This window comes from Kibdelosporangium phytohabitans (assembly GCF_001302585.1).
GTDB classification, from domain to species: Bacteria; Actinomycetota; Actinomycetes; order Mycobacteriales; family Pseudonocardiaceae; genus Kibdelosporangium; species Kibdelosporangium phytohabitans.
In genome coordinates, this window is the sequence record NZ_CP012752.1 from 2,989,107 (window position 1) to 3,010,763 (window position 21,657).

Consider the following 21,657-nt stretch of genomic DNA (forward strand, 5'->3'; position numbering starts at 1 on the left):
AGCGGCAACGAGTTGCTCAGGCGCGGAGGCGAAGGCCTTTGGGGGTCGCGCGGAAGCCCGCGTCGCGGAGGATTTCGGCGAGGTGAGAGGTGAGGGCGAGGTCGCCGTCGGCCTTCTGGACAGCCAGTTGCCCCAGCCAGCCTTCGCGAACGGCACGGGAAAGGGCTTCCGCGGCCGCACGGAGAGGTTCGTCTTCCTCTGTGAAAGACAGGAGGGACTTTCCTCCTCGTTCGACGTACAGGGCAGGTTCACCGTCGACAAGGACGGCCAAGGCGCCTGCTTTCCGGCCTGGGCGGTGTTTGCCCTCGCCGATGGTGGCGGGCCAAGGAAGGGCTGCCCCATAAGGTTGGGCCGGGTCCGCGGCGGCGAGTACCACCGCGCCGGAAGGGTCGATGTCCTTGCCTGCCGCACGGGACAGGGCTCGGAGGCGGTCAACCGCTCCGCGGGCGGCGAACTGGGCCGCGCCGAGTCCCTCCACGACATAGCCGCGGATGACCTGGCCGGATTCCTCCATCGCGCGCAGGACTTTGTACACGGCGCTGAAGCCACCGGTGACGCGTTCGGTATCCAGCGCGCCGCGCGTGAGGACTCCATGGCGTTCCAGGAAAGCCTCTGCTCGCGCATGGGCTCGGCGAGTGGCGTCGGATTCGCGTTCGACGGCCAGTGACCAGCGTCCGCCGACTGTGGGCGGGCCGGTCCTGCTGGGCATCGAAGGGCGTTGGGCACGAATGCGGGCATACCGGCCGCGTGGTGTGGAGCGGCGTGGTTTGTGCGCCGCACCCTTGCCGGATACCAGGGCTCGCAATGGGTTGAGCGTGTCGTTGGTGACCAGACCGGCCCACACCAGATCCCAGAGAGCGGTGACCACCTCTTGGTCGTCGGTGGAACCGGTCCGGTCGACCAGTTGCCGGAAGAACAGCGCACCACCGTCCAATGCGGACAGGATGGCCTGGTGCACCGGTGCGTCGGGGACGTTGTCCTCGACGTCCGGCAGCAACAAGTCGGCGACGTCCGCGGGCGCGAGGGCGATCCAGCCATCGCCCCCGGCCAGCGAACCACTGCCACACCAGGTGACTTCGCCCGCCGCTGTGAGCTCGTCGAGCAGAGCAGGGGAGTAGCCTGGCAGCCGTGCCGGCAGGATGAGCGACTCGAGCGCGCTCGCCGGGAGGGGAGTCCCCGCGAGTTGTTCCACCACGGACAACACGTCGTCCGCTGTCGGCGCGGTGCGCAAACGCTTCCCCACACCGTGCCAACTGGGGAGAAATCGCCCGAGCGCGGCCTGCTCGACCGGCTCCACTTCAGCCCTTAGTCGCGCCAACGACGCTCGGCGCAACCGGCGCAACACCTCGGCGTCGCAGTATTCGGTGTGTGTGCCGCCTGGCCGCAACTCGCCACGGACGAGCCGTCCGGTACCGGCCAGCCGGTCGAGCACACCTGTCACCACCGCTGTGCCCAGCCCGAACCTCGCCGCGGCCTCGGCGGCGGGGAACGGGCCGTGCGTGCGGGCATAGCGGCCCAGCAGGTCGCCGAGCGGATCGGCGACCGGTTCGGTGAACGCCTCCGGCACACCCACCGGAAGCGCCACCCCGAGTGCGTCCCGCATCCGGCCGGCGTCCTCGATGCCGACGTTGCGGTCCTCACCCGCGATACGCACCCTGATCACCCGGCGCTGGGCGATCAGTTCGGTCAGCCACTCGGGTTTGACGCCACGAGTGGCCGCCTCGGCGTCGGTCAGGTCGCCGAGGAAACGCAGGAGGTCGGCCGCGTCCTCCGCGTGCCGTGCGTGCCTGTCCTCGGCCAGCCGTTGCAGCGACCGCTCGACCTCGGCCACCACATCGGCGTCCAGCAACTCGCGGATGGCCTCGGAACCCAGCAGTTCGGCGAGCAGGGACGAGTCCAGTGAGAGAGCGGCCGCACGCCGCTCGGCCAACGGCGTGTCGGTCTCGTACAGGAACATCCCCACGTAGCCGAACAGCAAGCTGCGGGCGAAGGGCGACGCCGTGGGCGTCTCCACATCGACCACGCGCACCCGGCGGGCGCGCACGTCCTTCATCAGCTCACGCAAGCCTTCGAGGTCGTACACGTCCTGCAGGCATTCCCGCATGGCCTCCAGGACCACCGGGAACCGCTCGTACTTCGCCGCCACCGACAGCAGTTGCGCCGCACGCTGGCGCTGCTGCCACAGAGGGCTGCGCCGCCGTGGATCCCTTCTTGGCAGGAGCAGTGAGCGTGCGGCGCATTCGCGGAACCGGGCCGCGAACAACGCCGAACCACCCACCTCGGCCACCACGATCTGCTCGATCTCGTCCGGGTCGAGCAGGACATCCTCGGCGCTGGCGGTGACCTCCGTGCCGGAGTCGTCGACGGCGTCCGGCAGCCGCATGACTATCCCGTCGTCGGAGTGCGCCATCTGCGCGTCGATGCCCCGGCTTTCGCGCAGCCGTGCGGCGATCGCCAACGCCCATGGCGCGTTGACGCGTGCGCCGAACGGCGAGTGCACGACCAGCCGCCAGTCGCCGAGCTCGTCGCGGAACCGCTCGACAAGCACCGTCCGATCGTCCGGTACGTGTCTCGTGGCCTGCTTCTGCTCGGCGAGGTACGTCAGCAGGTTGTCCGTCGCCCACTCGTCCAACCCCGCTGACGCGGCCCGTTGCCTGGCCGCCGAATCCTCCGATGTGGACACTTCACGGAGGAACTTCCCCATCGCCCTGCCGAGTTCCAGCGGGCGCCCGGGAGCGTCGCCCTTCCAGAACGGCATCCGGGCAGGCTGCCCTGGCGCGGGCAGCACGATCACCCGGTCGTGGGTGATGTCCTCGACCCGCCACGCGGACGTGCCGAGCAGGAAGGTGTCGCCGACCCTGGACTCGTAGACCATCTCCTCGTCCAGTTCGCCGACCCGTGACCCCGCACGCCCTTCACTGGGCGGGGTCATCACGGTGAACAGCCCGCGGTCGGGAATCGTGCCGCCGGACGTGACCGCCAGCCGCTGCGAGCCGGGACGGCCGCGCAACTCGCCCGCGATCCTGTCCCACGTCACGCGAGGCCGCAGTTCGCCGAACTCCTCGCTGGGATACCGCCCGGACAGCATGTCCAGCACGGACTCCAAAGCGGACTGCGGCAACGACGCGAAGTTCGCGGCCCGCCGGACCACTCCGGACAGCTCGTCGATGGTCCATGCTTCGAGTGCGACCATCGCCACGATGTGCTGTGCGAGTACGTCCAACGGGTTCCTGGGGTACCGGACCGCCTCGATAGCCCCCGCACGCATGCGTTCCGCGACCACGGCGCACGACACCAGGTCGCCGCGGAACTTGGGGAACATCACGCCACGGGACACCGCGCCCACGTGATGCCCTGCCCGGCCCACGCGCTGCAGGCCGGACGCGACGGTCGGCGGCGCCTCGACCTGGATGACGAGATCGACAGCGCCCATGTCGATCCCGAGCTCCAGCGAGGACGTCGCGACGACACAGGGGAGCCGGCCCGACTTCAGCTCCTCCTCGACGACAGTGCGCTGTTCGCGCGCCATCGATCCGTGGTGCGCCCGGGCGATCACCGGCGGCGCGCCGCTGGTGAGCCCCGACTGCCCGATCGCCTCGGCTGGGAAGCGGTCCGGCTCCGACGGCTGTTGCTCCGCGAGCTCGTTCAGTCTGGCGGTGAGTCGTTCGGCCAGCCGCCGGGAGTTGGCGAACACGATCGTCGACCGGTGCTGGCGCACCAGGGTGAGGATGCGGTCCTCGACCGCGGGCCAGATCGACGGCCGCCGGGGGGCGCCGATCTCGCCCGTGATCTCCTCGAGCGTGCCGATCCCGCCCTGCACCGGCAGCGCGCCGGTCGGGTCGGGTGCCTGAGGAGTGTCCAGGTTGGCCATGTCCTCCACCGGGACCTGGACGCTGATCTCGATGGTCTTGGCCGCCTTCGGCTGGACGACCGTGACCGGGCGGCCACCGGCGAGGAAAGCACTGACCTCCTCGACCGGCCGGACAGTGGCCGAGAGACCGATGCGTTGCGCTGGTTTGGGCAGCAACGAGTCGAGCCGTTCCAGCGACAACGCCATGTGCGCGCCGCGTTTGGTGCCGGTCACCGCGTGCACCTCGTCGACGATCACAGTCTCGATGCCCTTGAGAGACTCCCGCGCGGCCGATGTGAGCAGGAGGAACAGGGATTCGGGCGTGGTCACCAGGATGTCGGGCGGCGTCCTGGCGAAGGAACGGCGTTCGTCGGCAGGCGTGTCACCGGTTCGCATGCCGACGGAGATGGACGGCGGGGTCAGCCCCAGCCGGTGGGCGGCCTGCCTGATCCCGGCCAGTGGTGCCCTCAGGTTGCGCTCGACGTCCACCGCGAGCGCTTTGAGCGGCGAGATGTACAGGACGCGGCAGCGGTGTTTCGGCTCGTCCGCGGGCGGCTGGGTCGCCAGCCGGTCGAGACCCCACAGGAAGGCGGCGAGCGTCTTGCCGGACCCGGTGGGTGCCACGACCAGTGCGTGCTCACCTGCCGCCGCCGCACGCCACGCCCCGGCCTGCGCCTGGGTCGGGGCCGCGAAGGCTCCCGCGAACCAGTCGCGGGTCGCGGGTGAGAAGAGGTCGAGTGCGTCCACGCCGACCATCATGCATCGTGGGTACGACAGTTTCGCGAATGAGCCTTGTGACCTGCGGAAACAGTGTTTCGTTCGGCTGGTGGGAGGCCAGCGGGCGAGCGGAGGTGGGACGGTCTCGGGCAGGTGTGCCGGCAACAGGGCAGCGCGTTCGCTGACAGCGATTCCGCTACGGGCGAGAACAGTCGCAGGACGACTACCGGAACTGGAAAGCTCAAATCCGCCAAGGGGAATCGAAAGGGGGGGTGCCTGCCCAGCCGAGGGGGCGGGCTGGGCAGGCACCGGCGTGTTCACCCAGGCGGAAGCGGGTGTCGTCTCGTCACGAGCCCGTTGAGGTGCGCGTACGCCACGGCGTGCACGCGGTCACGTAGCCCGAGCTTGGACAGCACGCGCGACACGTGCGTCTTCACGGTTTCGTCGCCGACGTGCAGCTGCGCGGCTATCTCGGCGTTGCTGTAGGCGGCTGCCACGAGCTGGAGCACCTCCCGCTCACGCGCCGTGAGCTGGGACAGTTCCGGTGGGGTGACCGGTGGCGCGATGCTCACGGCGAACCGCGCGATCAGCCGCTGGGTCACGGACGGGTCGATCAGCGCGTCACCGCGCGCGGCCACCCGGATCGCGGAGATCAGCTCCTCGGGCGGCAGCGACTTCAGCAGGAACCCGCTCGCGCCCGCGTTGAGCGCCCGGTACACGTACTCGTCGCTGTCGTAGGTCGTCAGCAGGATGACCTTGGTCCGGTTCGCCCGATCGCCCAGTATCGCCTCGGTCGCGCCCAGTCCGTCCAACTTGGGCATCCGGATGTCCAGCACCGCGACGTCCGGGCGCAGCCGGGCGACTTCGGCGACCGCGGCGCGGCCGTCGGCCACTTCGGCGACGCACTCCAGGTCCGATTGCGTGTCGAAGATCGCGCGCATCCCGGACCGCAGCATGGCGTGGTCGTCAGCGAGCAGTACCCGGAGTGTCGTCATAGGGGGAACCTCACGCTCGTCCGCCAGGTCACGCCGTCCGGATCGACCCCGGCCTCGGTGCGGCCGGTGAACAACCCCGCCCGGTTGCGGATCCCGACGAGGCCGCGCCGCGCGGTCCCGGCGGGCTCCCGGTCGACACCGATCCGGTTCACCGACGTGATGGTCAGCGAATCCGGCTCGTACTCGAGCGAGACGGACACACCGGAGTGGTCACCGTGCCGCAGGGCGTTGGTCAGCATCTCCTGCACGATCCGGTACACAGTTATCCCGAGTGACCCAGGCACCTCCCGCTGCGGGCCCGACACGGCGTACTGCGCGGGCACGCCCGCGGATCGCACGCCGTCGAACAGTTCGTCGAGGTTGTCGAGACCCGGCTGACGGGCGCCGTCGGGCTTCTCGCCGTGCAGCAAGTCGAGCAGGTACCGCAGATCCACCATGGCCGCACGGCTGGCTGTCTCCACCGACCGCAGTGAAGTCTCCACCTTCGTGTTGCCCGCCGGCAGGCCCAACCGGGCCGCCCCGGCGTGCAGTCCGATCGCACTGACGTGGTGCACGATGACATCGTGCAGGTCGCGGGCGATGGAACTGCGTTCCTCCGTGATGGCTCTCGACACAGCCTCCCGCTCGTCGCGCCGTTCCATTTCCGAACGGCGCTCCAGTTCCGCGAGGTACGCCCGCCGCGCGGTGGTGTACCGGCCGACGAGAAACGGCAGCACCGACGCCTTGACCATCGAGACTATGCCCAGCTCCAGGCGCCTGTCCACGATCAAGGTGCACGCCAGCAGGCTCGCCGACAGCGCGATCAACGCCGCGATCGCGGGCAGGCCGTGCAGCCAGGCACCGGCGCGGTAACCAGCGACCAGCAGACCCGCGTCGTTCGCGGGTGTGTCGTTGCCGATCAACAAGGTCAGGATCGGCACGGCCGCGTGGGCGAACGCGACGTAGCCGGACAGGCGGGCGGGACCGGCCAGCGCGGCGTCCACGGCGAGCGTCAGCACGAGGGTCAGCCAGTTCTGCCACGTCTCACACCCGAAGAGGAGCACGAAGGCGCCGTCCGTGACCATGCACGCGGCGGCGACCAGCCACGACTGGCGTTTCAGCGACAAACTGGTGGTGAGCATCGAGTGCAGATCCTGCCGCATCACCCAGGGGAGAACGTCCTACTTCCCGGGGTCCTTCCTCCCCCGCGCAGGGGATGCGGATTCCACCGCCGAAGGGACGAAACCTCGTCGCTTCGCTGGTTGTATCCATGGCGATGCGAACTCTGCCGACATTGCTGCTCACGCTGGGGATGCTCTTCGGGATCGCCGCCCCGGCGCTGGCCGACGGCGCCCAGACCGGCGCCGACATCCACGTGGCGCAGACATTGGGCGACCGTGAGCTGACGGTCATCATCCGCCGGGTGGCGGAGGTGCCGGGACCGGTGCACGTCGATCTGGTGACGCACGCGGGATCGCCGCCCGGCGTGGTCACGGTGAGCGCCAGCGCGGCGGGTTCGCCGACGAGCACGACGAAGGTGGAGTTGGGGGCGAAGCCTGGTTTCCACGCAGGCACGGTCCAGGTGGACCGGCCCGGTCCGTGGGAGCTGAAGGTCGACGAGGCCACGATCCCGTTCGTGGTCCCGGCGATCGTCGCGTCGCCGTGGGAGACAGCGACGTACGGCGGGTTCGTCGCGGCTGGTCTGCTCCTCGTCGTGGCGCTGGTGCTCGCCGTCCGGGGACGGGTCGGCATGGCGGTTGTCCCCGCCGCCGGGATGATCGCGGCGATCGCCGCGGCCGCGACCGCGGCGTTGCTCGCGCCGGTCATCCCCGCGCCGCCCGCGCCCGGCGCGGATCTGGACCCGACGTTCGACAACGTCAACGACCCGTACCAACGAACGTCCATCACGGACTTCTCCCGGCCGCCGGTGAATCTGGTGCCGGGTATGGCGGGCAACGACCTGAGGCTGAGTCTGACGGATGGCTCGTCCGGGCGGCCGGTCGACGACCTGCTCGTGCACGACAACGCGTTGATACACCTTGTGGTGATTTCGCCGAGCGGCGCGCTCCAGCACCTGCACCCGATCCGTGTCGCGCCAGGGGACTACCGTGCCCGGCTCAAACCGGAACCGGGTGTGCACGCGATAGCGGCGGAGATCGCCAGGCGTGGCGGAGGAGTCCAGCTGCTCCGCTCGTCCGTCGAGGTGACAGGCGAAGCGCAGAATCACCCGATCGAGCGAAAAGCCGATCTCGTGACCCAGATCCGGCCTGCTGGGACACCGAGCACGATCACGGCGAAGTTCGGTACGAAAGACCTCCAGCCGTGGCTGGGGATGCTCGGACACATGATCGTGGTCGGGCCGATCGCCGACGGCAGGCCACAAGCCCAGCAGAATCACGCGGACGCGCGAATCTGGGCCCATGTGCACTCGATGATCCCGTCCTCGCCCGGTCTGCCCGGCAAGCCGGACGAGAGCGTCGCGGCGTACGGCCCGGACGTGCCGTTCACGTACTCCTTCCCGATGCCCGGCCGCTACCTGGTGTGGATCCAGGTCGAACGCGACTACTCGATCCTCATCGTGCCGACGGTCGTCGAAGTTCCAAAGGGGACAGACGGATGAAGGTCCTGCTGAGCGTGCTCGGCGCACTCGTCGTCGCGGTGGCCGCGCTGCTGCTGTGGCCGAGGGCCGGTGAGACGCACCAGCTCGTCGCGGACTCGCCGCGCTACAACTTCAAAGTCAGTGCGCAGCCGCTGAAGCAAGGCACCAACACGCTGGACATCGAGGTCACCGAGAAGACAGGGACACCGGCGTCGGGTGACGTGACGATCGAACCGGCGATGCCGCAGATGGGGCACGCGCTCAGCCCGGTCACCGCCGTGCCGACACAACCCGGCCGGTTCCGGGCGGACAACGTCGACCTGCCGATGGCGGGTCAGTGGGAGATCACGGTTTCGCTGGGGACAGAGCGGGTCGTGGTCCCGCTGCTGCTCGACTGAAAGGGGTGGATCAATGGACATGACCGCGTCGATGGCCGGGAGTGCAGCCGCGGCGAAGAGCGCGCCGAGAGGACTGATCCCGGCGAGTGTCGTGCTCGGCGGAACGATGCTCTCGCTCGTCGGCCTCACCTGGGACATCCAGTGGCACTCGGATGTCGGGCCGGACACGTTCTTCACGTTGCCGCACCTGTTGCTGTACTCCGGGAGCGCGGTCGCCGGTATCGCGAGCCTCGTCGTGGTCCTGATGACCACCGCGGCGCAGCGCCGTGGCGGGAACATCGACCCGATCGTGGGAGGCCGCGCTGTCGGCGTCTTCGGCAAGACCTTCGCGGCGCCCGTCGGCTACCTCGTGTCCGGCGTCGGAGCCGCGTCGTTCTTGCTGTACGGCCTGTGGGACCAGTGGTGGCACAGCCTGTACGGCTTCGACGCGGTGATCGATTCCCCACCGCACATCGGTTTGCTGCTGTCGATCTCCATCACCATGGTCGGCGCGGTGATGGTTTTCGCCACCGCGCGCGAACACCGATGGGGCCAGGCCGGCACGATCGCCGGCGCGGCCACGCTGCTCGCTTTCAGCATGGTGACTGTGATCGGCTTGCGGGCGTTGCCGGACGGCATCGTGTACCCGGTGACAGCGGGGGCCACGTTCATGTGCGTCCTGCTGTTGACGATGGCCGCTGGCGTGATCACCCGCCGCGGTGGTGCTCTCGCTGTCGCCGTGGCGGTCGGCCTGATCCAGGCGGTGTTCTGGTGGTTTTCGCCGTGGGCGGCGCGGGTGTACGCCGACGCTGTGGGATTGCCGGTCCGTGACTACATCGACGGTGTTCCTTCGCTGCCTGCCTTGATCCCGATGAGCCTGATCATCGTCGCCGCTGCCATCGAACTGCTGCGCAAGGTGCCGGCCGCGATCACCGGCGCGGTCGGTGGTTTGATCATCACGCTGACAGTGCCGCTGCAGAACGCCTGGGTGTACGGCGGTTCCATGCCACCCACGGATGCCTACCTGGCCACGGCCGCGGTCGGCGCGATCGTCGGCGCGCTCGCCGGGATGCTGGGCCGCCGATTCGGCCAGATGTTGCGGCACCTCGCACCTGCCAACGAAACCAGCCCGGAGGAAGCCAGTCATGCTTAGGACAGCGTGGGGATTGCTCGTGGTGATCGGGCTGCTGCTCGGGTTCGCCGCACCGGCGTCGGCCTATGAGCCGGTCAACATCGTGCACACGGAGAAGGTCACGGCCGGCCCGTACACCGTCACCGTCGGCTTCAGCACGTGGCCGCTGAAAGCCATGCAGTCACTGGACTTCACATTCGCCCCCGACGACGGCATCGCCGGCAAGGGAGGACGCGTGATCATGAGCCTCGGCAAGGAGCGGCAGGGTGAGCCGTTGGCCCGCCACCCGCGCAAGCGTGAGGTCTGGGGCCTGGACGTGCGCAGCCTGCCGGAACCCGGCGACTGGACCGTGCGCTTCGACATCGACGGGCCGAAAGGCACCGGAACGGGTGAACTGCGCAGCCTCAAAGTGATGGAGCAGCCAGGACCGCCGATAGGTCTGAGCTGGGCGATCAGCACCATCCCGCTGTTCGGGCTGATCGCGCTGATCGTCATCGCGTGGCGGCGCACCCGCCGACCGGTGTAGCGGAGGACCCGGGTGCCGCCGGCCGCCGAACCGGTGGCACCCGAGTGCTTCTCGGCGCCGTGCGCCGGAAAACCTCGACGTAGTCGACCAGTCGCGCCCAGCCGTCCGAGCCGGACACCCGGTCACGACACGCTGTGGACCAGTGCCGGAGCGGCATTATCGTTCTCCCATCGGGTTTTGGCGAAACCGCGCAGTCCTTCGACGAGGCGTTCGACGTCCTTGTCCGGACGGACCACCAGACGGACGAACCGGCTGTCCATCCCGAGCTTGTTGCCGCACTCCCTGATGAAGACCTGGTGCCGCTGCAACAGGTAGTCCCGCAGCGCCATCCCGTCGGTGCCGTGCGCCAGCTTGACGAGCAGGAAGTTCGCCTGCGACGAGTAGACGGTCAGATCGGAGTTCCTGGCCAGTTCCATACCCATCTGGTAGCGGTCGCGCGCCAGCAGGCGCAGGCTTTCCGCGTAGTCGCCCGCGTGCTCCTCCAGCATGAACACGACCGTCTCGGCCAGCGAGTTCAGGTTCCATTTCGGCAGGGCCCGCGCCATCTTCCCGGCCAGCGCGGGATTCGCAACCAGGTAGCCGAAGCGGATGCCGTGCAGCCCGAAGTTCTTGCCGAGGCTCTTGAGCACGACCACGTTCGGGCGGATGGTCGCGTCCGACGCGACCGACGGATTGCGCTCCACCTCGACGAAGTCGATGAACGACTCGTCGATCACGACGAGGTCCAGATCCGAGAGCTCGTCCATGAACCGCACGATCTCGCGGCGCGGCAGGTAACCGCCATCCGGGTTGTTCGGGTTGCACAGCACAGCCACGCGAGATCTACGCTTCCGGATGAACTTGATGTAGTCGTCGATGTTCAGGTTGAAATCGCTGCTCTCCAGCAGCGGGTACATGTCGACGCGCTTGCCGGTCTCCAGCGGCTGGTCGGTCCACCGCCCGAAAGTGGGAATCGGCACGGCGACGCTGTCGGTGAACCACAGGTGGTCCATCCACGTGATCAGTTCGGTCGAGCCGTTCGACATGGCGACGGTCGACGGGTTGAGGCCGAGGATCCTGGCCAGCCTGCCCGCGATGGTGGCCGAGTCGCTCGGGTAGAACTTCAGCACCATCTCCAGGTTCTTGGCCAGTTCGCCGAACATCGCCGGAGTCGGGAAGTACGGGTTGCACGGGATGCAGAAGTCAGCGATCTGCCTGCCGCCGTCACCCATTCCCCTGATCAGCTCGAAGTACGACGGGCTGTGCGCCGCGCGCTGGAACAGACCGGTATCCACACCATGTCGCACGTCGGCACTCCCGTCTGGTCGCGGCTGCACTGGTCCATACGAGCAATCGTGTGCGACCGGTTCAGGGGATGTGCCGGGTCAGTGCACGGGCGAATCCGTCACCACGGTGTGCGGTCTGTCAAGGGGGGTCCAGTAGGAAAACGGTTCATGGCCGAGCTTGGAGTGATCTGCCAGGACGTACGCGTGCCGCGCGCTGTGCAGCATCGCGTATTTGAGGTGCGCCTGTTCCAGGCTGGGCGAGCACAGACCCCGTTCGGGACTCAGGCCGTCCGCGCCCAGGAACACGCGGTCCGCGCCGATGTGCCGCAGCTGCTCGACGGCCGGTGCGCCGAGGATCGACGCGTTCGGCTGGCGCAGGCGTCCACCCAAGACGATCAGGTCCACGGTCGCGCTCTCCGCGAGCGCGGTGATCGCTGTCAGTCCGTTGGTGACAACGGTCAGGGTGCGATGTGAGAGGTGTGCGGCGAGGCGTCCTGTCGTCGTGCCCGCGTCGAGGACGATGAGCTCGCCGTCCTCGACCAGTTCCGCCGCTTTCAGCGCGATTTCATCCTTTTCGGTGACGTTGCGGGTGTCCTTCTCCCGGACGCTCCGCTCCACAGCGCCGCCGTACGTCCGCACGACGTGGCCGTCGCGTTCGAGCATGGTGAGGTCACGGCGGATCGTGGACGGCGACACCTGGAACTGGTCCGCCAGTTCGTTGATGTGCCCAGCTCCGCCGCGCACCTCGTGCAACAGCTTCGTCCTGCGTTCACGCGCGTTCATCTGCCGGGATAGGCCTCACGCAGGCGGGGCGCGTACGGTGCGAGATCCACGGCGGCCCGGAACGCCGCCACCATCGTGCCGTGCTCGGCGCGGCCGGTTCCGGCGATGTCGAAGGCAGTGCCGTGGTCGACCGACGTGCGCAGGATCGGCAAACCGACGGTCACCGACACCGTGCCGTGGAAGTCGACGGTCTTCGACGCGATGTGCCCCTGGTCGTGGTACAGCGACAGGACACCGTCGTAGCGGCCTTCGAGGCCTTGGTGGAACACGGAATCCGCCGGGATCGGGCCGGACACGTCCAGCCCGTCGGCTTTCGCCGCTTCGACCGCAGGCGCGATCGCGACGATCTCCTCGTCACCGAACTTGCCGCCTTCGCCGCCGTGCGGGTTCAGCGCTGCCACGGCGAGTCTGGGGGACTCGTTGCCGAAGACACGCAACGCCGTGTACGCCTCGCGGATCGCGTGTTCGATGTTCGGCTTGGTGATCTGCTCGACCGCCTGGCGCAGCGACAGGTGCCTGGTCGCGAAGAAGATCCGCAGACCGCGGACCCAGAACATGGTGTTGAACCGGTCGGAGCCGGTCAGTTCGCCGAGCATCTCGGTGTGCCCGAGGTGTTTCGACCCGGCCGCCCAGATCGACTCCTTGTTGATCGGTGACGTCACGACGGCGTCCACTTCGCCGCGCAGCGCCGCCCTCGTCGCCTCCTCGATCGCGGCGACGGCTGCCTTGCCCGCGGTCGCGTTCACCTCGCCCCAAGGCAGGTCACCGGGCGCGATGCCCAGGTCGAGGATGTCGATCGTGCCTGGCTCGAACCTGGCGTCGGCCACCGACGACACGGCGTTGACCGCCGCGTCCAGGCCGAGCACCTCGATCGCACGGCGCAGGACGGGCGCGTCGCCGACTGCGAGCGGGCGCGCGGTGTCCGTGGCCTCCGGCGCGGCGAGCGTCTTCGCGGTGATCTCCGGTCCGATCCCGGCCGGATCCCCGAGCGTCACCGCGAGCACGGGCTTGGTCATGTGCTTCCTCTCAGCCGTTCGATGCAGGCGACCGCGGCGGTGTGGTCGCCGATCAGGCCGCCTTTCGTGGCGAACGGCAGTCCGTTGAACGGGCCACCGGCGAGCCTGCCGACCACAGCCAGCGGTACCACCTCGTCGTCGATCACGAATCCGTCGGTGTCCAGTGCGGCCGTGATCGCCGTGGCGATGTCGCCGCCGGTCGCGTACAGCCCGCCGATTCTGTGCCGTGTCAGCACTTGTCTGGTGACCTCAGCGAGAAAGCCCGGGAGCTTCGCCGCGAGTTCCCGGTCGAGCGCGGCTGCCATGGTGCGTACGCCGACCACGCCGAGGTCCTGGCCGAGCAGGTCACCGACGGCGCGAATCACACCTTCGGGTGATTCCTGTCCGGTCACTGTGACGTACGTGGCGCCCAGCGTCTGCTCGGTTTCCTGAACCTGGTCCGCGGTGCTCGCCGTGATGCTGCCGACCACGGCGAGCACCGGTGGTCTCGGCTGGTCACCCGGCGCGATCCCCAGCGCCGCGGCGAGCCGGACGCCGAACGGGCCGGAATCCACCGACAACCACAGTTTCGACACCTGCGCCGCCGCCTCGGCGATCACCCGAAGGTGTGCATTGCGGGTCGCGTCGCAGACGACGATCTCACTGCCGGTGCGCAGCGCCTCCGCGACCGCGGCCACGCCCTGCTCGACGACGTCCAGCGGGATCTCGCTGATCGACCGGCCGGTTCCCGCCCTGAGGATCGTGGCCACGCGGGACGACTTCACCGGGTTGAGCGCGTCGCGTCCGGCTGCCGTCTGGGCAAGCGGGACACCGTCGACGAGGTGCAGCCCGCCCACAGTGACCCGCCCGGCGTCGGGGAACGCGGGTACGACGAGAGCCCGCACGTTCAACGCCTCGATCGCCGCGTCTGTCTCGGCTCCGACATTGCCCCGCAGCGTCGTGTCGACCCGTTTGACGACGAGAGGTACGTCACCCACTGCCTCGATCGTCGCTCTCACAGCGGCTCGCGCCTCACCGGGGGCCGCGTGCCGGTTGCCGAGGTTGACCACGAGCGCCTCGATGTCGGGCAATGCGCCGTTTCCGTGCACGGTCATGGTGCGCATCCCGAAGCGGGCGAACAACGCGCCGGTCGCGTTGCTACCGGTCAGGTCGTCGCCGATCACCAGGACGCGTACAGTGCTCATTCCGAGCATCAGCATGCTCAGAATGAGCAGAAAGTCAACCCGGACCCACCCGTACCCGTCGGCATGGCACCATCTGGGCCGACCAGCCGGTCGCATCAAAGGGGAGATCAGTGCGCGTCCTGTCAGTTGACCTCGGCACGTCGAACACCGTCGCTGTGCTGTCCGCCCACGGGCGTGCGCCGCGTGTGGTCGAGGTCGACGGCTCCGCCACCATGCCGTCCGCGGTCTTCGCGAGCGAAGACGGCAACCTGCTGGTCGGCAGGGACGCCGAGCGCCGGGCCCGGCTGGACCCGTCGCGCTTCGAACCCAACCCCAAACGCCGTGTCGACGAGGGCACCCTGCTGCTCGGCGACACCGTCGTACCCGTGACCGACGCGCTCGCCGCCGTGCTGAGCCGCGTGGGTGAGGAAACGTCACGGCAGCTGGGCGGTGCCAAGCCGGACGAGGTGCGCCTGACACATCCCGCCCAGTGGGGCCCGACCCGGCGCAACGTCCTGATGGCGGCGGCCCGGCTGGCCGGTCTGGGCAACAACCTGCTGCTCGTGCCCGAGCCCGTGGCCGCGGCCGCGCACTTCGCCTCCTTCCCCGGCCAGTCGCTGGCGCCGGGCAAGGCGCTCGCGGTCTACGACCTCGGTGCGGGCACGTTCGACATCGCCGTGGTCGGCGCGACGCAGACCGGTTTCACCGTCCTCGCCGAGGACGGCCTGCCCGACCTCGGCGGTCTGGACGTGGACCAGGCCATGCTCGAGCACGTCGGTCGTGAGGTCTCGCACCGCGACCCCGCTCGCTGGCAGCGGTTGCTGCGTCCGGAGACGACCGGTGACCGCCGCGCCCAGCGTTCGCTGCGCGAGGACGTGAAAGCCGCGAAGGAAGCACTGTCCAGGCACCCGCAGACCGAGGTGCCGATGCCCGAGCCGTTCGACGACGTGCTCGTCACGCGGGCCGAACTGGAAGCGCTGGTCCGGCCGAACCTGCTGCGCAGCGTGGAGCTGCTGGCCGGGACGATCCGGTCGACCGGGATGACCCCCGACCGGCTGCTCGGCATCTACCTCGTCGGTGGGTCGAGCCGGATGCCGCTGGTCGCGCAGCTGATCGCCGAGCAGCTGCGGGTCGTGCCCACCAGCCTCGACCAGCCGGAAACCGCGGTGGCGCTCGGTGCGCACCACGTGCCGCACGAAGGCATCAGCGCCCGCACCCAGACCCAGAACGTGCAGAGCGCGCTGAGCGAGGACCAGCCGACCGCGACGATGGCGCCGGTCCGTGCGACCTACATGCCGCCGACCCCCACGCCGTCGAGTGGCGGTTTCCCGGCGCAGCAGGCGCCGTCGCCCACGCCGCAGGCGCCGTTGCCCAGCAACTTCCCGACGCTGACGCCCGCGGCGGGCAAGAAGAAACCGGACCGCAAGCTGCTGATCGGCGGTGGCGCGCTCGTCGTCGTGCTGGCCGTGGTCGCGGGGATCTTCCTGCTGCGGGGCGGCGGTGGCGTGACGGCCGAGGACTGCGGCGCGGTGGGGGAGAAGGACGACAAGGGCTTCACCAAGTGCCTGCGGCAACTGGCCGGGACCGTGCCGGACAACAACGCGTGCAAGGCGGGTGCGGAGAGCAGCGGCCTTGACGCCGCCGCCGGACTGACCGCGACGTGCACCCTGAGCCAGGACTACCAGGTCTCGTACTTGCAGGCGTCGTCGAACGACGAAGCCACCAAGCAGGCGCAGATGGTGATCGGCTCGCTGGGCGGCGACATGGTCCAGGCTGACTGGACCGGCAACGGGCTCAGCGGCGAGTACCGCGCGGCCATCAGCGGCGGAACCGGCAAGCTGGTCTTCACCGTCAAGGACAGGCCGGTGGTCGGCGTGCTCAGCAAGGTGCAGCTGCGTGACTCCGGCTCACCCGACGACATCGCGAACTACTGGGAGAGGAATGTCCAGCCCGGTACTTGACCGGATGGTCGCCAACTTCGTCGCGCACTCGTCGCACCTGCACCTGCGGTCCGAGGGGATGACCGTGGTGCGGTCGGACGACCTGGTGATCGCCGACGGCGACGTCGGCGACGACACGTTCAACATCATCGCGAGGGCGCGGTTCTCCGAGGACGACGCCGACGACCGGATCGCCGAGACGGTGTCGGCCGTGGACGGCGCGTTCTCGTGGTGGGTCGACCCGACGTCCACACCCGGCTCGCTGTCGGAACGCATCGCGGTCGCGGGCTATCCAGCGCATGACCCGGAGCCGGGGATGGTGGCGACGCTGTCCGCGTTGCCCGAGCCCACGGTCCCGGACGGGCTGGAGATCCGGCAGGTGACCACTCCGGACGAGCTCGCGGACTACGCTCTCGTGCTCGCCGCGAACTGGGACCCGCCCGCGCCTGGCGTCGTCCGGTTCTACTCGCGCGTCGCCAAGGCCGCGTTGGATCCCGAGTGCCAGGCGCGCTACTTCGTCGGTTGTTACGACGGTGCCGCCGTGTGCGCGGCGGAGGCGTTCCTGGCGCACGAAGTCGCCGGGCTTTACAACGTCTCCACCCTGGTCAGTCACCGCCGCCGCGGCTTCGGGCGCGCCATCACGCTCGCCGCCCTGCACGCGGCGCGTGCCGAGGGCTTCGGCACGGCCGTGCTGCAGGCGTCACCCGACGGGCAGCCGATCTACCGGGCCCTCGGGTTCGCCGACCTGGGGACGTTCACCGAACACAGCGTCACCGGTTGTCGGCGATCTGCTCCCTGAGCCGGTCCTCGCCTTCCCCGAGCTCGTCGGTGTAGGTCTCGGCGTAGTCCGCCGACGCCTCGACGACCTGGCGGACTTCCAGGTTGGTCTCGATGTCCGGCGGGCTGGGCACCCGGCCTGCCCAGTCGATCGCCTCCTCCAGCGAGTCCGCCTTGATCATCCAGAACCCGGCGACGAGCTCCTTGGACTCGGTGAACGGGCCGTCGGTGATCGTGGTCTTGCCGCCGGTCAGCTTCACCCGCGCGCCTTTGCCGCTGTCCAGCAGGCCCTCGGCGCCGAGCAGGATGCCCGCGTCGGCCATCTCCTGGTTGAACTGCGCCATCGCCGCGAACTCGGCCTCCGACGGCACACGACCGGCGTCGGTCTCCTCGTCGGACTTGATGATGATCATGAAACGCATGCTGGTGCTGCTCCGATCTCGCCTCGCCCGCGACGGTACTACCGCTTGCGGTTGTTGCGCAGCCAGAAGACGATCACGACCAGTGCGGCGATCACGCTGGCGAAAGACAGGACCCACAGGCCCGCCGACTCGAGTCCGCTGGGTGGTTGCACGCTCACTAACCTAGTCGCCGATGCGTACTACGGTCTTCCGAAACCTGATGGCAGACGAGTTCGGCGCGGTCCGCGCCGAGATGCTCGCCCGTGACCACGTCCTCGGCGCGCTCGGCGGGCGTACCGTCGACCAGGCGCTCGCCGCGGGTGTCGAACCGAAGGAGATCTGGCGCGCGGTCTGCGACGACTTCGCGGTCCCACCGGAACGACGCTGACCGGCGTGTCGCCGGAACGGGTCGAACACGTGTTCGCTACGATGGCCGCGCACCGGGATCGGCGGTCCCCCGAAATTGTCGGTCCCCACCCGTAGCGTCTCCTCCGACACAGACCGCTCGAACCAACGAGGTGGACTTCAGATGGCACCAGCAGCACCCGACCGGGGCAAGGCCCTCGAGCTCGCCCTCGCCCAGATCGACAAGCAGTACGGCAAGGGCTCGGTCATGCGTCTCGGCGAGGAGGCGCGTGCCCCGATCAAAGTCATCCCGACCGGCTCGATCGTCCTGGACGTGGCGCTCGGGATCGGCGGCCTGCCCCGCGGCCGCATCGTCGAGATCTACGGCCCGGAATCCTCCGGTAAGACGACCGTCGCCCTGCACGCCGTGGCCAACGCCCAGAAGGCAGGCGGCATCGCCGCGTTCATCGACGCCGAGCACGCGCTCGACCCCGAGTACGCCAAGGCGCTCGGCGTGGACACCGACGCGCTGTTGGTCTCCCAGCCGGACACCGGTGAGCAGGCGCTGGAGATCGCGGACATGCTGATCCGCTCCGGCGCGCTGGACATCCTGGTGATCGACTCGGTCGCGGCGCTCGTGCCCCGTGCCGAGATCGAGGGCGAGATGGGCGACAGCCACGTGGGTCTGCAGGCCCGGCTGATGAGCCAGGCGCTGCGCAAGATCACCGGTGCGCTGAGCAACTCCGGCACCACCGCGATCTTCATCAACCAGCTGCGCGAGAAGGTCGGCGTGATGTTCGGGTCGCCGGAGACGACCACCGGTGGAAAGGCGCTGAAGTTCTACGCGTCGGTCCGGCTCGACGTGCGGCGCATCGAGACCCTGAAGGACGGCGGTGAGCCGGTCGGCAACCGCACCAGGGTCAAGGTCGTCAAGAACAAGGTGGCTCCGCCGTTCAAGCAGGCGGAGTTCGACATCCTCTACGGCTTCGGCGTCAGCCGCGAGGGTTCGCTCATCGACATGGGCGTCGACCAGGGCATCCTGCGCAAGTCCGGTGCCTGGTACACCTACGAGGGCGACCAGTTGGGGCAGGGCAAGGAGAACGCGCGCCGGTTCCTGCGCGAGAACCCGGATGTCGCCAACGACATCGAGAAGCGCATCCAGGACAAGATGGGGATCGGCCCGAAGCTCGACGCCGAGGAAGCGGCCCCGGCCCCCGTCGACTTCTGATGCCGGAGCCAGAGCCTGCTGGCGATTTGACGTGGCTCAAGGACTGGGTGACAGACCAGCGAGCCCAGGCACCGGCGGAACCGAGTATCGACCCTTGGGCCGGGGAAGAACCGACCCCGCCGGCGCCGACACATCCCGCACACCGGCCTTCGGAGCCAGACGTGGCACCGAAGGCCGGGCGGGATACCCAAAAAAGCACCCCGCCGGCCACCGAGCCAGCCGAACACACCGCCCACACCAAACACACCGAGCAGCCCGCCCACATCGAGCACATGCCTCCGGCCGATCCCCAGCCGGATGGGCTTCGCGGCCGGGCGACAGATGCGCCCACCGACCCGGTCGAGCCTCTTGTGCCCACCGCCGATGCGACCATCGATCGCGAGACACCTGCAGAGGACGCTGGCAGTGGGGATGGCGCCGTTGCCGAGGCGACGGTTTCACCGCTCACGCCTATGGTTGGTTTCTCGTCGAGTTCGACTGGCGCTTCTTCGCGGGAGGAGTTCGCGGCGGGGCGTGGTGTTCGGGTAGCGGCGCCGGTTGAGTCTTCGGCGGTTGTTGAGTCTTCTTTGGGTGCTGGCTTTGTGCCTGGGGTGCAGGTGGCCGGTGGTCGTGACGTGGCTGCGGGGGACGCTGGCAGTGGGGATGGTGTTGTTGCCGAGGCGACAGCTTCGCCGCTCACGCCTATGGCTGGTTCTTCTTCGCAGGAGGAGTCCGCGGCGGCGCGTGGTGCTCAGGTGGCTGAGGCGATCGTGCACGACGCGGTGGCCGAGATTGATGGCATTGGGTCGTCGATGCGTGCTGTTTCTGTGTCTCGCAGTCAGGCTGGGGATCGTGAGATGTTTGCGGACGGCGCTGGTGGTCGGGATGACGTCGATGCTGAGATCAGGGCGTCGCGGCCCGCGTCTGCGGCTGGTGGTCCCTCGCGTGCGGGGCAGTTGGCGGAGCTTCGTGCTCGAATGGCAGAAGTGATTGCTGAGCCTTCGTCCCATGGCTTCGTGTCTGAGACTCAGGTGTCCGATGGTGATGCAGTCGCTGACACTGCGGCGCCGCGCCCGGCTTCTTCTTCACGTGGCGTTGAGTCGGACATTCTTCGCGCTCAGGAAGTCGATGTGGCTGGGGAGTCATCAGCGAAGAGCAGCAAGTCTCATGGTGGCCGTGCGGCCAGGAAGCGCGCTGTCGATGAGAATGGTGTGGTTGCGGAGTCACAAACTTCGTCTTCCGCGCGGGATGCTCGAGTGGATGAGTTGCGTGCCTGGATGACGGAACTGGTCGCAGGCTCTCCTTCCACTGGTGCTGTGACTTGCGATGAGCAGACACATCGTGACGGTGTTGGTAGTGGCGTGAGTTCGGAATCCGCCGCGGCACCGCAGCCTGTGTCGTCCTCGCGTGACGTTGAGTCGGACTCTTTTCCCGCTCGGGCAGTCGATGGGGATGGGGAGTCATCGGTGAAGGCCACCGTCGATTCTCACGATGGTCGGGTGTCGAGGGAAGGTGTCGCGCGCGACGCGGAAGCCCCTGACTCGTACAGGACGGGCCCGGCTGACCGACGATCTGGGGATCGCCGAAACCGGTCTGCGCACGACGAAACGGTTACTGACCCGAACGAGCCTGTGGTTCGGCGTGGTTCTTCTTCGCGTGATCCTCGTCTGGACGAGTTGCGGGGCCGGATCGCTGAAGTGCCCTCGGATGCGTTGACGGGGCGTTCTGATTCGATGGGCTCACGTCGTCGGGCGGGAAGTGTCTCTGGGGCGGCGGATTCTGAGGCTTCTGGCAGTGGTGGGGCTGATCCGTTCACGTCGCCGTCTGCTGGTGATGGTCGCCGTGGTGAGTCGCGACGGGGCCGCCGTCGGGCTTCGGGGGATAAGGCAGAGGCTGGGGAGGAGCGTCGGCGGGCGCGTAAGGCCAAGGGGGCCAATGGTGACGGGCGTGATCCTGAGGCCTATGCCAAGGACGTCTGCCTGACCTTGCTCACCGCTCGCCCTCGTACCCGGGCTGAGTTGTACAAGGCTTTGCTGCGGAAGGAAGTTTCGCCTGAGGTTGCTGAGCGGGTGCTCGGCAGGCTCGATCAGGTCGGGCTCATCGATGACAAGGCTTTTGCCGAGATGTGGGTCCGCTCACGCCACACCTATCAGGGAATGGGTCGTAAGGCGTTGAGTGTCGAGCTTCGTCGTCGTGGTGTTGACAATGACACCGCTGCAGAGGCTGTCGCCGCCGTGGATGAGGACGCTGAGGAGGAGCGGGCTCGGCTGCTCGTGCGCAAGAAACTGCCTTCGATGCGGTCCGCCGATCAGCAGACCAAGATCCGCCGCCTTGTCGGCATGCTTGCCCGGAAGGGCTATTCGCAGGGTCTGGCCTATCGTGTCGTCAAGGACGAACTGGCCAACGTGGGCGACGAGACCGATCTTCTGGACACCATCGAATGAACACCATGGGAGTGGATATCCCACTGGCAACTGAAGTGCTGCGGCCGGTGCAGCAGGCCACCGGGTGGGAGAAACGTGAAGAGGGACTCTCCCACACCGGTTACGTCATCGAACTCGACGTGGCAAACGTCGGCTAACGCA

At 68.5% G+C, this 21,657-nt stretch carries 18 protein-coding genes; 10 read left to right on the forward strand and 8 right to left on the reverse strand.

Annotated features, from left to right (window positions below; translation table 11 throughout):
- Positions 1-16: 16 nt before the first annotated feature.
- The 3 genes from AOZ06_RS13905 to AOZ06_RS13915 form a co-directional block, all read right to left on the reverse strand.
- Positions 17-4,609, reverse strand: coding sequence for an ATP-dependent helicase (locus AOZ06_RS13905; protein WP_054289773.1), 4,593 nt, complete (start codon positions 4,607-4,609; stop codon positions 17-19).
- 275 nt (positions 4,610-4,884) lie between these two features.
- Positions 4,885-5,562, reverse strand: a complete 678-nt coding sequence (locus AOZ06_RS13910; RefSeq protein WP_054289774.1) for a response regulator — start codon at positions 5,560-5,562, stop codon at positions 4,885-4,887.
- Positions 5,559-6,683 (reverse strand): sensor histidine kinase, encoded by a 1,125-nt coding sequence (locus AOZ06_RS13915; RefSeq protein ID WP_054296630.1) that lies wholly within the window; start codon positions 6,681-6,683, stop codon positions 5,559-5,561. The genes AOZ06_RS13910 and AOZ06_RS13915 overlap by 4 nt, the downstream gene beginning before the upstream one ends.
- Positions 6,684-6,811: 128 nt before the next feature.
- On the opposite strand from AOZ06_RS13915, the gene AOZ06_RS13920 reads away from it, so the two are divergent.
- The 4 genes from AOZ06_RS13920 to AOZ06_RS13935 are packed head-to-tail and all read left to right on the forward strand — an operon-like array spanning position 6,812 to position 10,175.
- On the forward strand, positions 6,812-8,161 hold the full coding sequence (locus AOZ06_RS13920; RefSeq protein ID WP_054289775.1) for a hypothetical protein: 1,350 nt from the start codon (positions 6,812-6,814) through the stop codon (positions 8,159-8,161).
- A complete protein-coding gene (locus tag AOZ06_RS13925) occupies positions 8,158-8,538 on the forward strand; it encodes a FixH family protein (RefSeq protein WP_054289776.1) in 381 nt (126 codons plus the stop codon). Before AOZ06_RS13920 ends, AOZ06_RS13925 begins: the two co-directional genes overlap by 4 nt.
- A gap of 13 nt (positions 8,539-8,551) precedes the next feature.
- Positions 8,552-9,670, forward strand: coding sequence for a hypothetical protein (locus tag AOZ06_RS13930; protein ID WP_054289777.1), 1,119 nt, complete (start codon positions 8,552-8,554; stop codon positions 9,668-9,670).
- On the forward strand, positions 9,663-10,175 hold the full coding sequence (locus AOZ06_RS13935; protein WP_054289778.1) for a hypothetical protein: 513 nt from the start codon (positions 9,663-9,665) through the stop codon (positions 10,173-10,175). The genes AOZ06_RS13930 and AOZ06_RS13935 overlap by 8 nt, the downstream gene beginning before the upstream one ends.
- A 122-nt stretch (positions 10,176-10,297) precedes the next feature.
- Here AOZ06_RS13935 and AOZ06_RS13940 read toward each other — a convergent pair whose 3' ends face one another.
- The 4 genes from AOZ06_RS13940 to AOZ06_RS13955 all read right to left on the reverse strand — a co-directional run bounded on the left by AOZ06_RS13940 (position 10,298) and on the right by AOZ06_RS13955 (position 14,423).
- Positions 10,298-11,461 (reverse strand): pyridoxal phosphate-dependent aminotransferase, encoded by a 1,164-nt coding sequence (locus AOZ06_RS13940; RefSeq protein ID WP_218921986.1) that lies wholly within the window; start codon positions 11,459-11,461, stop codon positions 10,298-10,300.
- Positions 11,462-11,539: 78 nt separating this feature from the next.
- Positions 11,540-12,223, reverse strand: a complete 684-nt coding sequence (locus AOZ06_RS13945; RefSeq protein ID WP_054289780.1) for a DeoR/GlpR family DNA-binding transcription regulator — start codon at positions 12,221-12,223, stop codon at positions 11,540-11,542.
- Positions 12,220-13,239, reverse strand: a complete 1,020-nt coding sequence (gene pdxA / locus AOZ06_RS13950; RefSeq protein ID WP_054289781.1) for a 4-hydroxythreonine-4-phosphate dehydrogenase PdxA — start codon at positions 13,237-13,239, stop codon at positions 12,220-12,222. Before pdxA ends, AOZ06_RS13945 begins: the two co-directional genes overlap by 4 nt.
- Positions 13,236-14,423: a four-carbon acid sugar kinase family protein gene (locus AOZ06_RS13955; RefSeq protein WP_054296631.1), complete on the reverse strand. Its 1,188-nt coding sequence runs from the start codon at positions 14,421-14,423 to the stop codon at positions 13,236-13,238. Before AOZ06_RS13955 ends, pdxA begins: the two co-directional genes overlap by 4 nt.
- 110 nt (positions 14,424-14,533) lie before the next feature.
- On the opposite strand from AOZ06_RS13955, the gene AOZ06_RS13960 reads away from it, so the two are divergent.
- Positions 14,534-16,363 (forward strand): Hsp70 family protein, encoded by a 1,830-nt coding sequence (locus AOZ06_RS13960; RefSeq protein ID WP_054289782.1) that lies wholly within the window; start codon positions 14,534-14,536, stop codon positions 16,361-16,363.
- Positions 16,344-17,141 carry a GNAT family N-acetyltransferase gene (locus AOZ06_RS13965; RefSeq protein WP_157233007.1) on the forward strand — a complete coding sequence of 266 codons (798 nt, stop codon included), beginning with the start codon at positions 16,344-16,346 and terminating at the stop codon, positions 17,139-17,141. Before AOZ06_RS13960 ends, AOZ06_RS13965 begins: the two co-directional genes overlap by 20 nt.
- Here AOZ06_RS13965 and AOZ06_RS13970 read toward each other — a convergent pair.
- Entirely contained in the window at positions 17,113-17,532 is a 420-nt protein-coding gene (locus AOZ06_RS13970) for a YciI family protein (RefSeq protein ID WP_335338390.1), read from the reverse strand. The two genes, AOZ06_RS13965 and AOZ06_RS13970, sit on opposite strands and share 29 nt — an antisense overlap.
- Before the next feature lie 181 nt (positions 17,533-17,713).
- Between AOZ06_RS13970 and AOZ06_RS13975 the strand changes: the two genes are divergently transcribed.
- The 4 genes from AOZ06_RS13975 to AOZ06_RS56215 all read left to right on the forward strand — a co-directional run bounded on the left by AOZ06_RS13975 (position 17,714) and on the right by AOZ06_RS56215 (position 21,653).
- Positions 17,714-17,908 (forward strand): DUF3046 domain-containing protein, encoded by a 195-nt coding sequence (locus tag AOZ06_RS13975; RefSeq protein ID WP_054289785.1) that lies wholly within the window; start codon positions 17,714-17,716, stop codon positions 17,906-17,908.
- 141 nt (positions 17,909-18,049) lie between these two features.
- Entirely contained in the window at positions 18,050-19,093 is a 1,044-nt protein-coding gene (recA, locus tag AOZ06_RS13980; protein WP_054289786.1) for a recombinase RecA, read from the forward strand.
- A gap of 1,712 nt (positions 19,094-20,805) precedes the next feature.
- Entirely contained in the window at positions 20,806-21,516 is a 711-nt protein-coding gene (locus AOZ06_RS62035) for a regulatory protein RecX (RefSeq protein ID WP_083471673.1), read from the forward strand.
- Positions 21,513-21,653 carry a hypothetical protein gene (locus AOZ06_RS56215; RefSeq protein WP_157233008.1) on the forward strand — a complete coding sequence of 47 codons (141 nt, stop codon included), beginning with the start codon at positions 21,513-21,515 and terminating at the stop codon, positions 21,651-21,653. Before AOZ06_RS62035 ends, AOZ06_RS56215 begins: the two co-directional genes overlap by 4 nt.
- Positions 21,654-21,657 lie beyond the last annotated feature (4 nt).

What these genes read in the sequence shown, in the direction of transcription:
- AOZ06_RS13905 (WP_054289773.1), bottom strand. Translation starts at nt 4,609, where the DNA reads ATGATGGTCGGCGTGGACGCACTCGACCTCTTCTCACCCGCGACCCGC.
- AOZ06_RS13915 (WP_054296630.1), bottom strand. Translation starts at nt 6,683, where the DNA reads ATGCTCACCACCAGTTTGTCGCTGAAACGCCAGTCGTGGCTGGTCGCC.
- AOZ06_RS13965 (WP_157233007.1), top strand. Translation starts at nt 16,344, where the DNA reads ATGTCCAGCCCGGTACTTGACCGGATGGTCGCCAACTTCGTCGCGCAC.
- AOZ06_RS13920 (WP_054289775.1), top strand. Translation starts at nt 6,812, where the DNA reads ATGGCGATGCGAACTCTGCCGACATTGCTGCTCACGCTGGGGATGCTC.
- pdxA (WP_054289781.1), bottom strand. Translation starts at nt 13,239, where the DNA reads ATGACCAAGCCCGTGCTCGCGGTGACGCTCGGGGATCCGGCCGGGATC.
- AOZ06_RS13975 (WP_054289785.1), top strand. Translation starts at nt 17,714, where the DNA reads ATGCGTACTACGGTCTTCCGAAACCTGATGGCAGACGAGTTCGGCGCG.
- AOZ06_RS13930 (WP_054289777.1), top strand. Translation starts at nt 8,552, where the DNA reads ATGGACATGACCGCGTCGATGGCCGGGAGTGCAGCCGCGGCGAAGAGC.
- AOZ06_RS13910 (WP_054289774.1), bottom strand. Translation starts at nt 5,562, where the DNA reads ATGACGACACTCCGGGTACTGCTCGCTGACGACCACGCCATGCTGCGG.
- AOZ06_RS13935 (WP_054289778.1), top strand. Translation starts at nt 9,663, where the DNA reads ATGCTTAGGACAGCGTGGGGATTGCTCGTGGTGATCGGGCTGCTGCTC.
- AOZ06_RS56215 (WP_157233008.1), top strand. Translation starts at nt 21,513, where the DNA reads ATGAACACCATGGGAGTGGATATCCCACTGGCAACTGAAGTGCTGCGG.
- AOZ06_RS13955 (WP_054296631.1), bottom strand. Translation starts at nt 14,423, where the DNA reads ATGAGCACTGTACGCGTCCTGGTGATCGGCGACGACCTGACCGGTAGC.
- AOZ06_RS13970 (WP_335338390.1), bottom strand. Translation starts at nt 17,532, where the DNA reads ATGATCATCATCAAGTCCGACGAGGAGACCGACGCCGGTCGTGTGCCG.
- AOZ06_RS13945 (WP_054289780.1), bottom strand. Translation starts at nt 12,223, where the DNA reads ATGAACGCGCGTGAACGCAGGACGAAGCTGTTGCACGAGGTGCGCGGC.
- AOZ06_RS13925 (WP_054289776.1), top strand. Translation starts at nt 8,158, where the DNA reads ATGAAGGTCCTGCTGAGCGTGCTCGGCGCACTCGTCGTCGCGGTGGCC.
- recA (WP_054289786.1), top strand. Translation starts at nt 18,050, where the DNA reads ATGGCACCAGCAGCACCCGACCGGGGCAAGGCCCTCGAGCTCGCCCTC.
- AOZ06_RS62035 (WP_083471673.1), top strand. Translation starts at nt 20,806, where the DNA reads ATGGGCTCACGTCGTCGGGCGGGAAGTGTCTCTGGGGCGGCGGATTCT.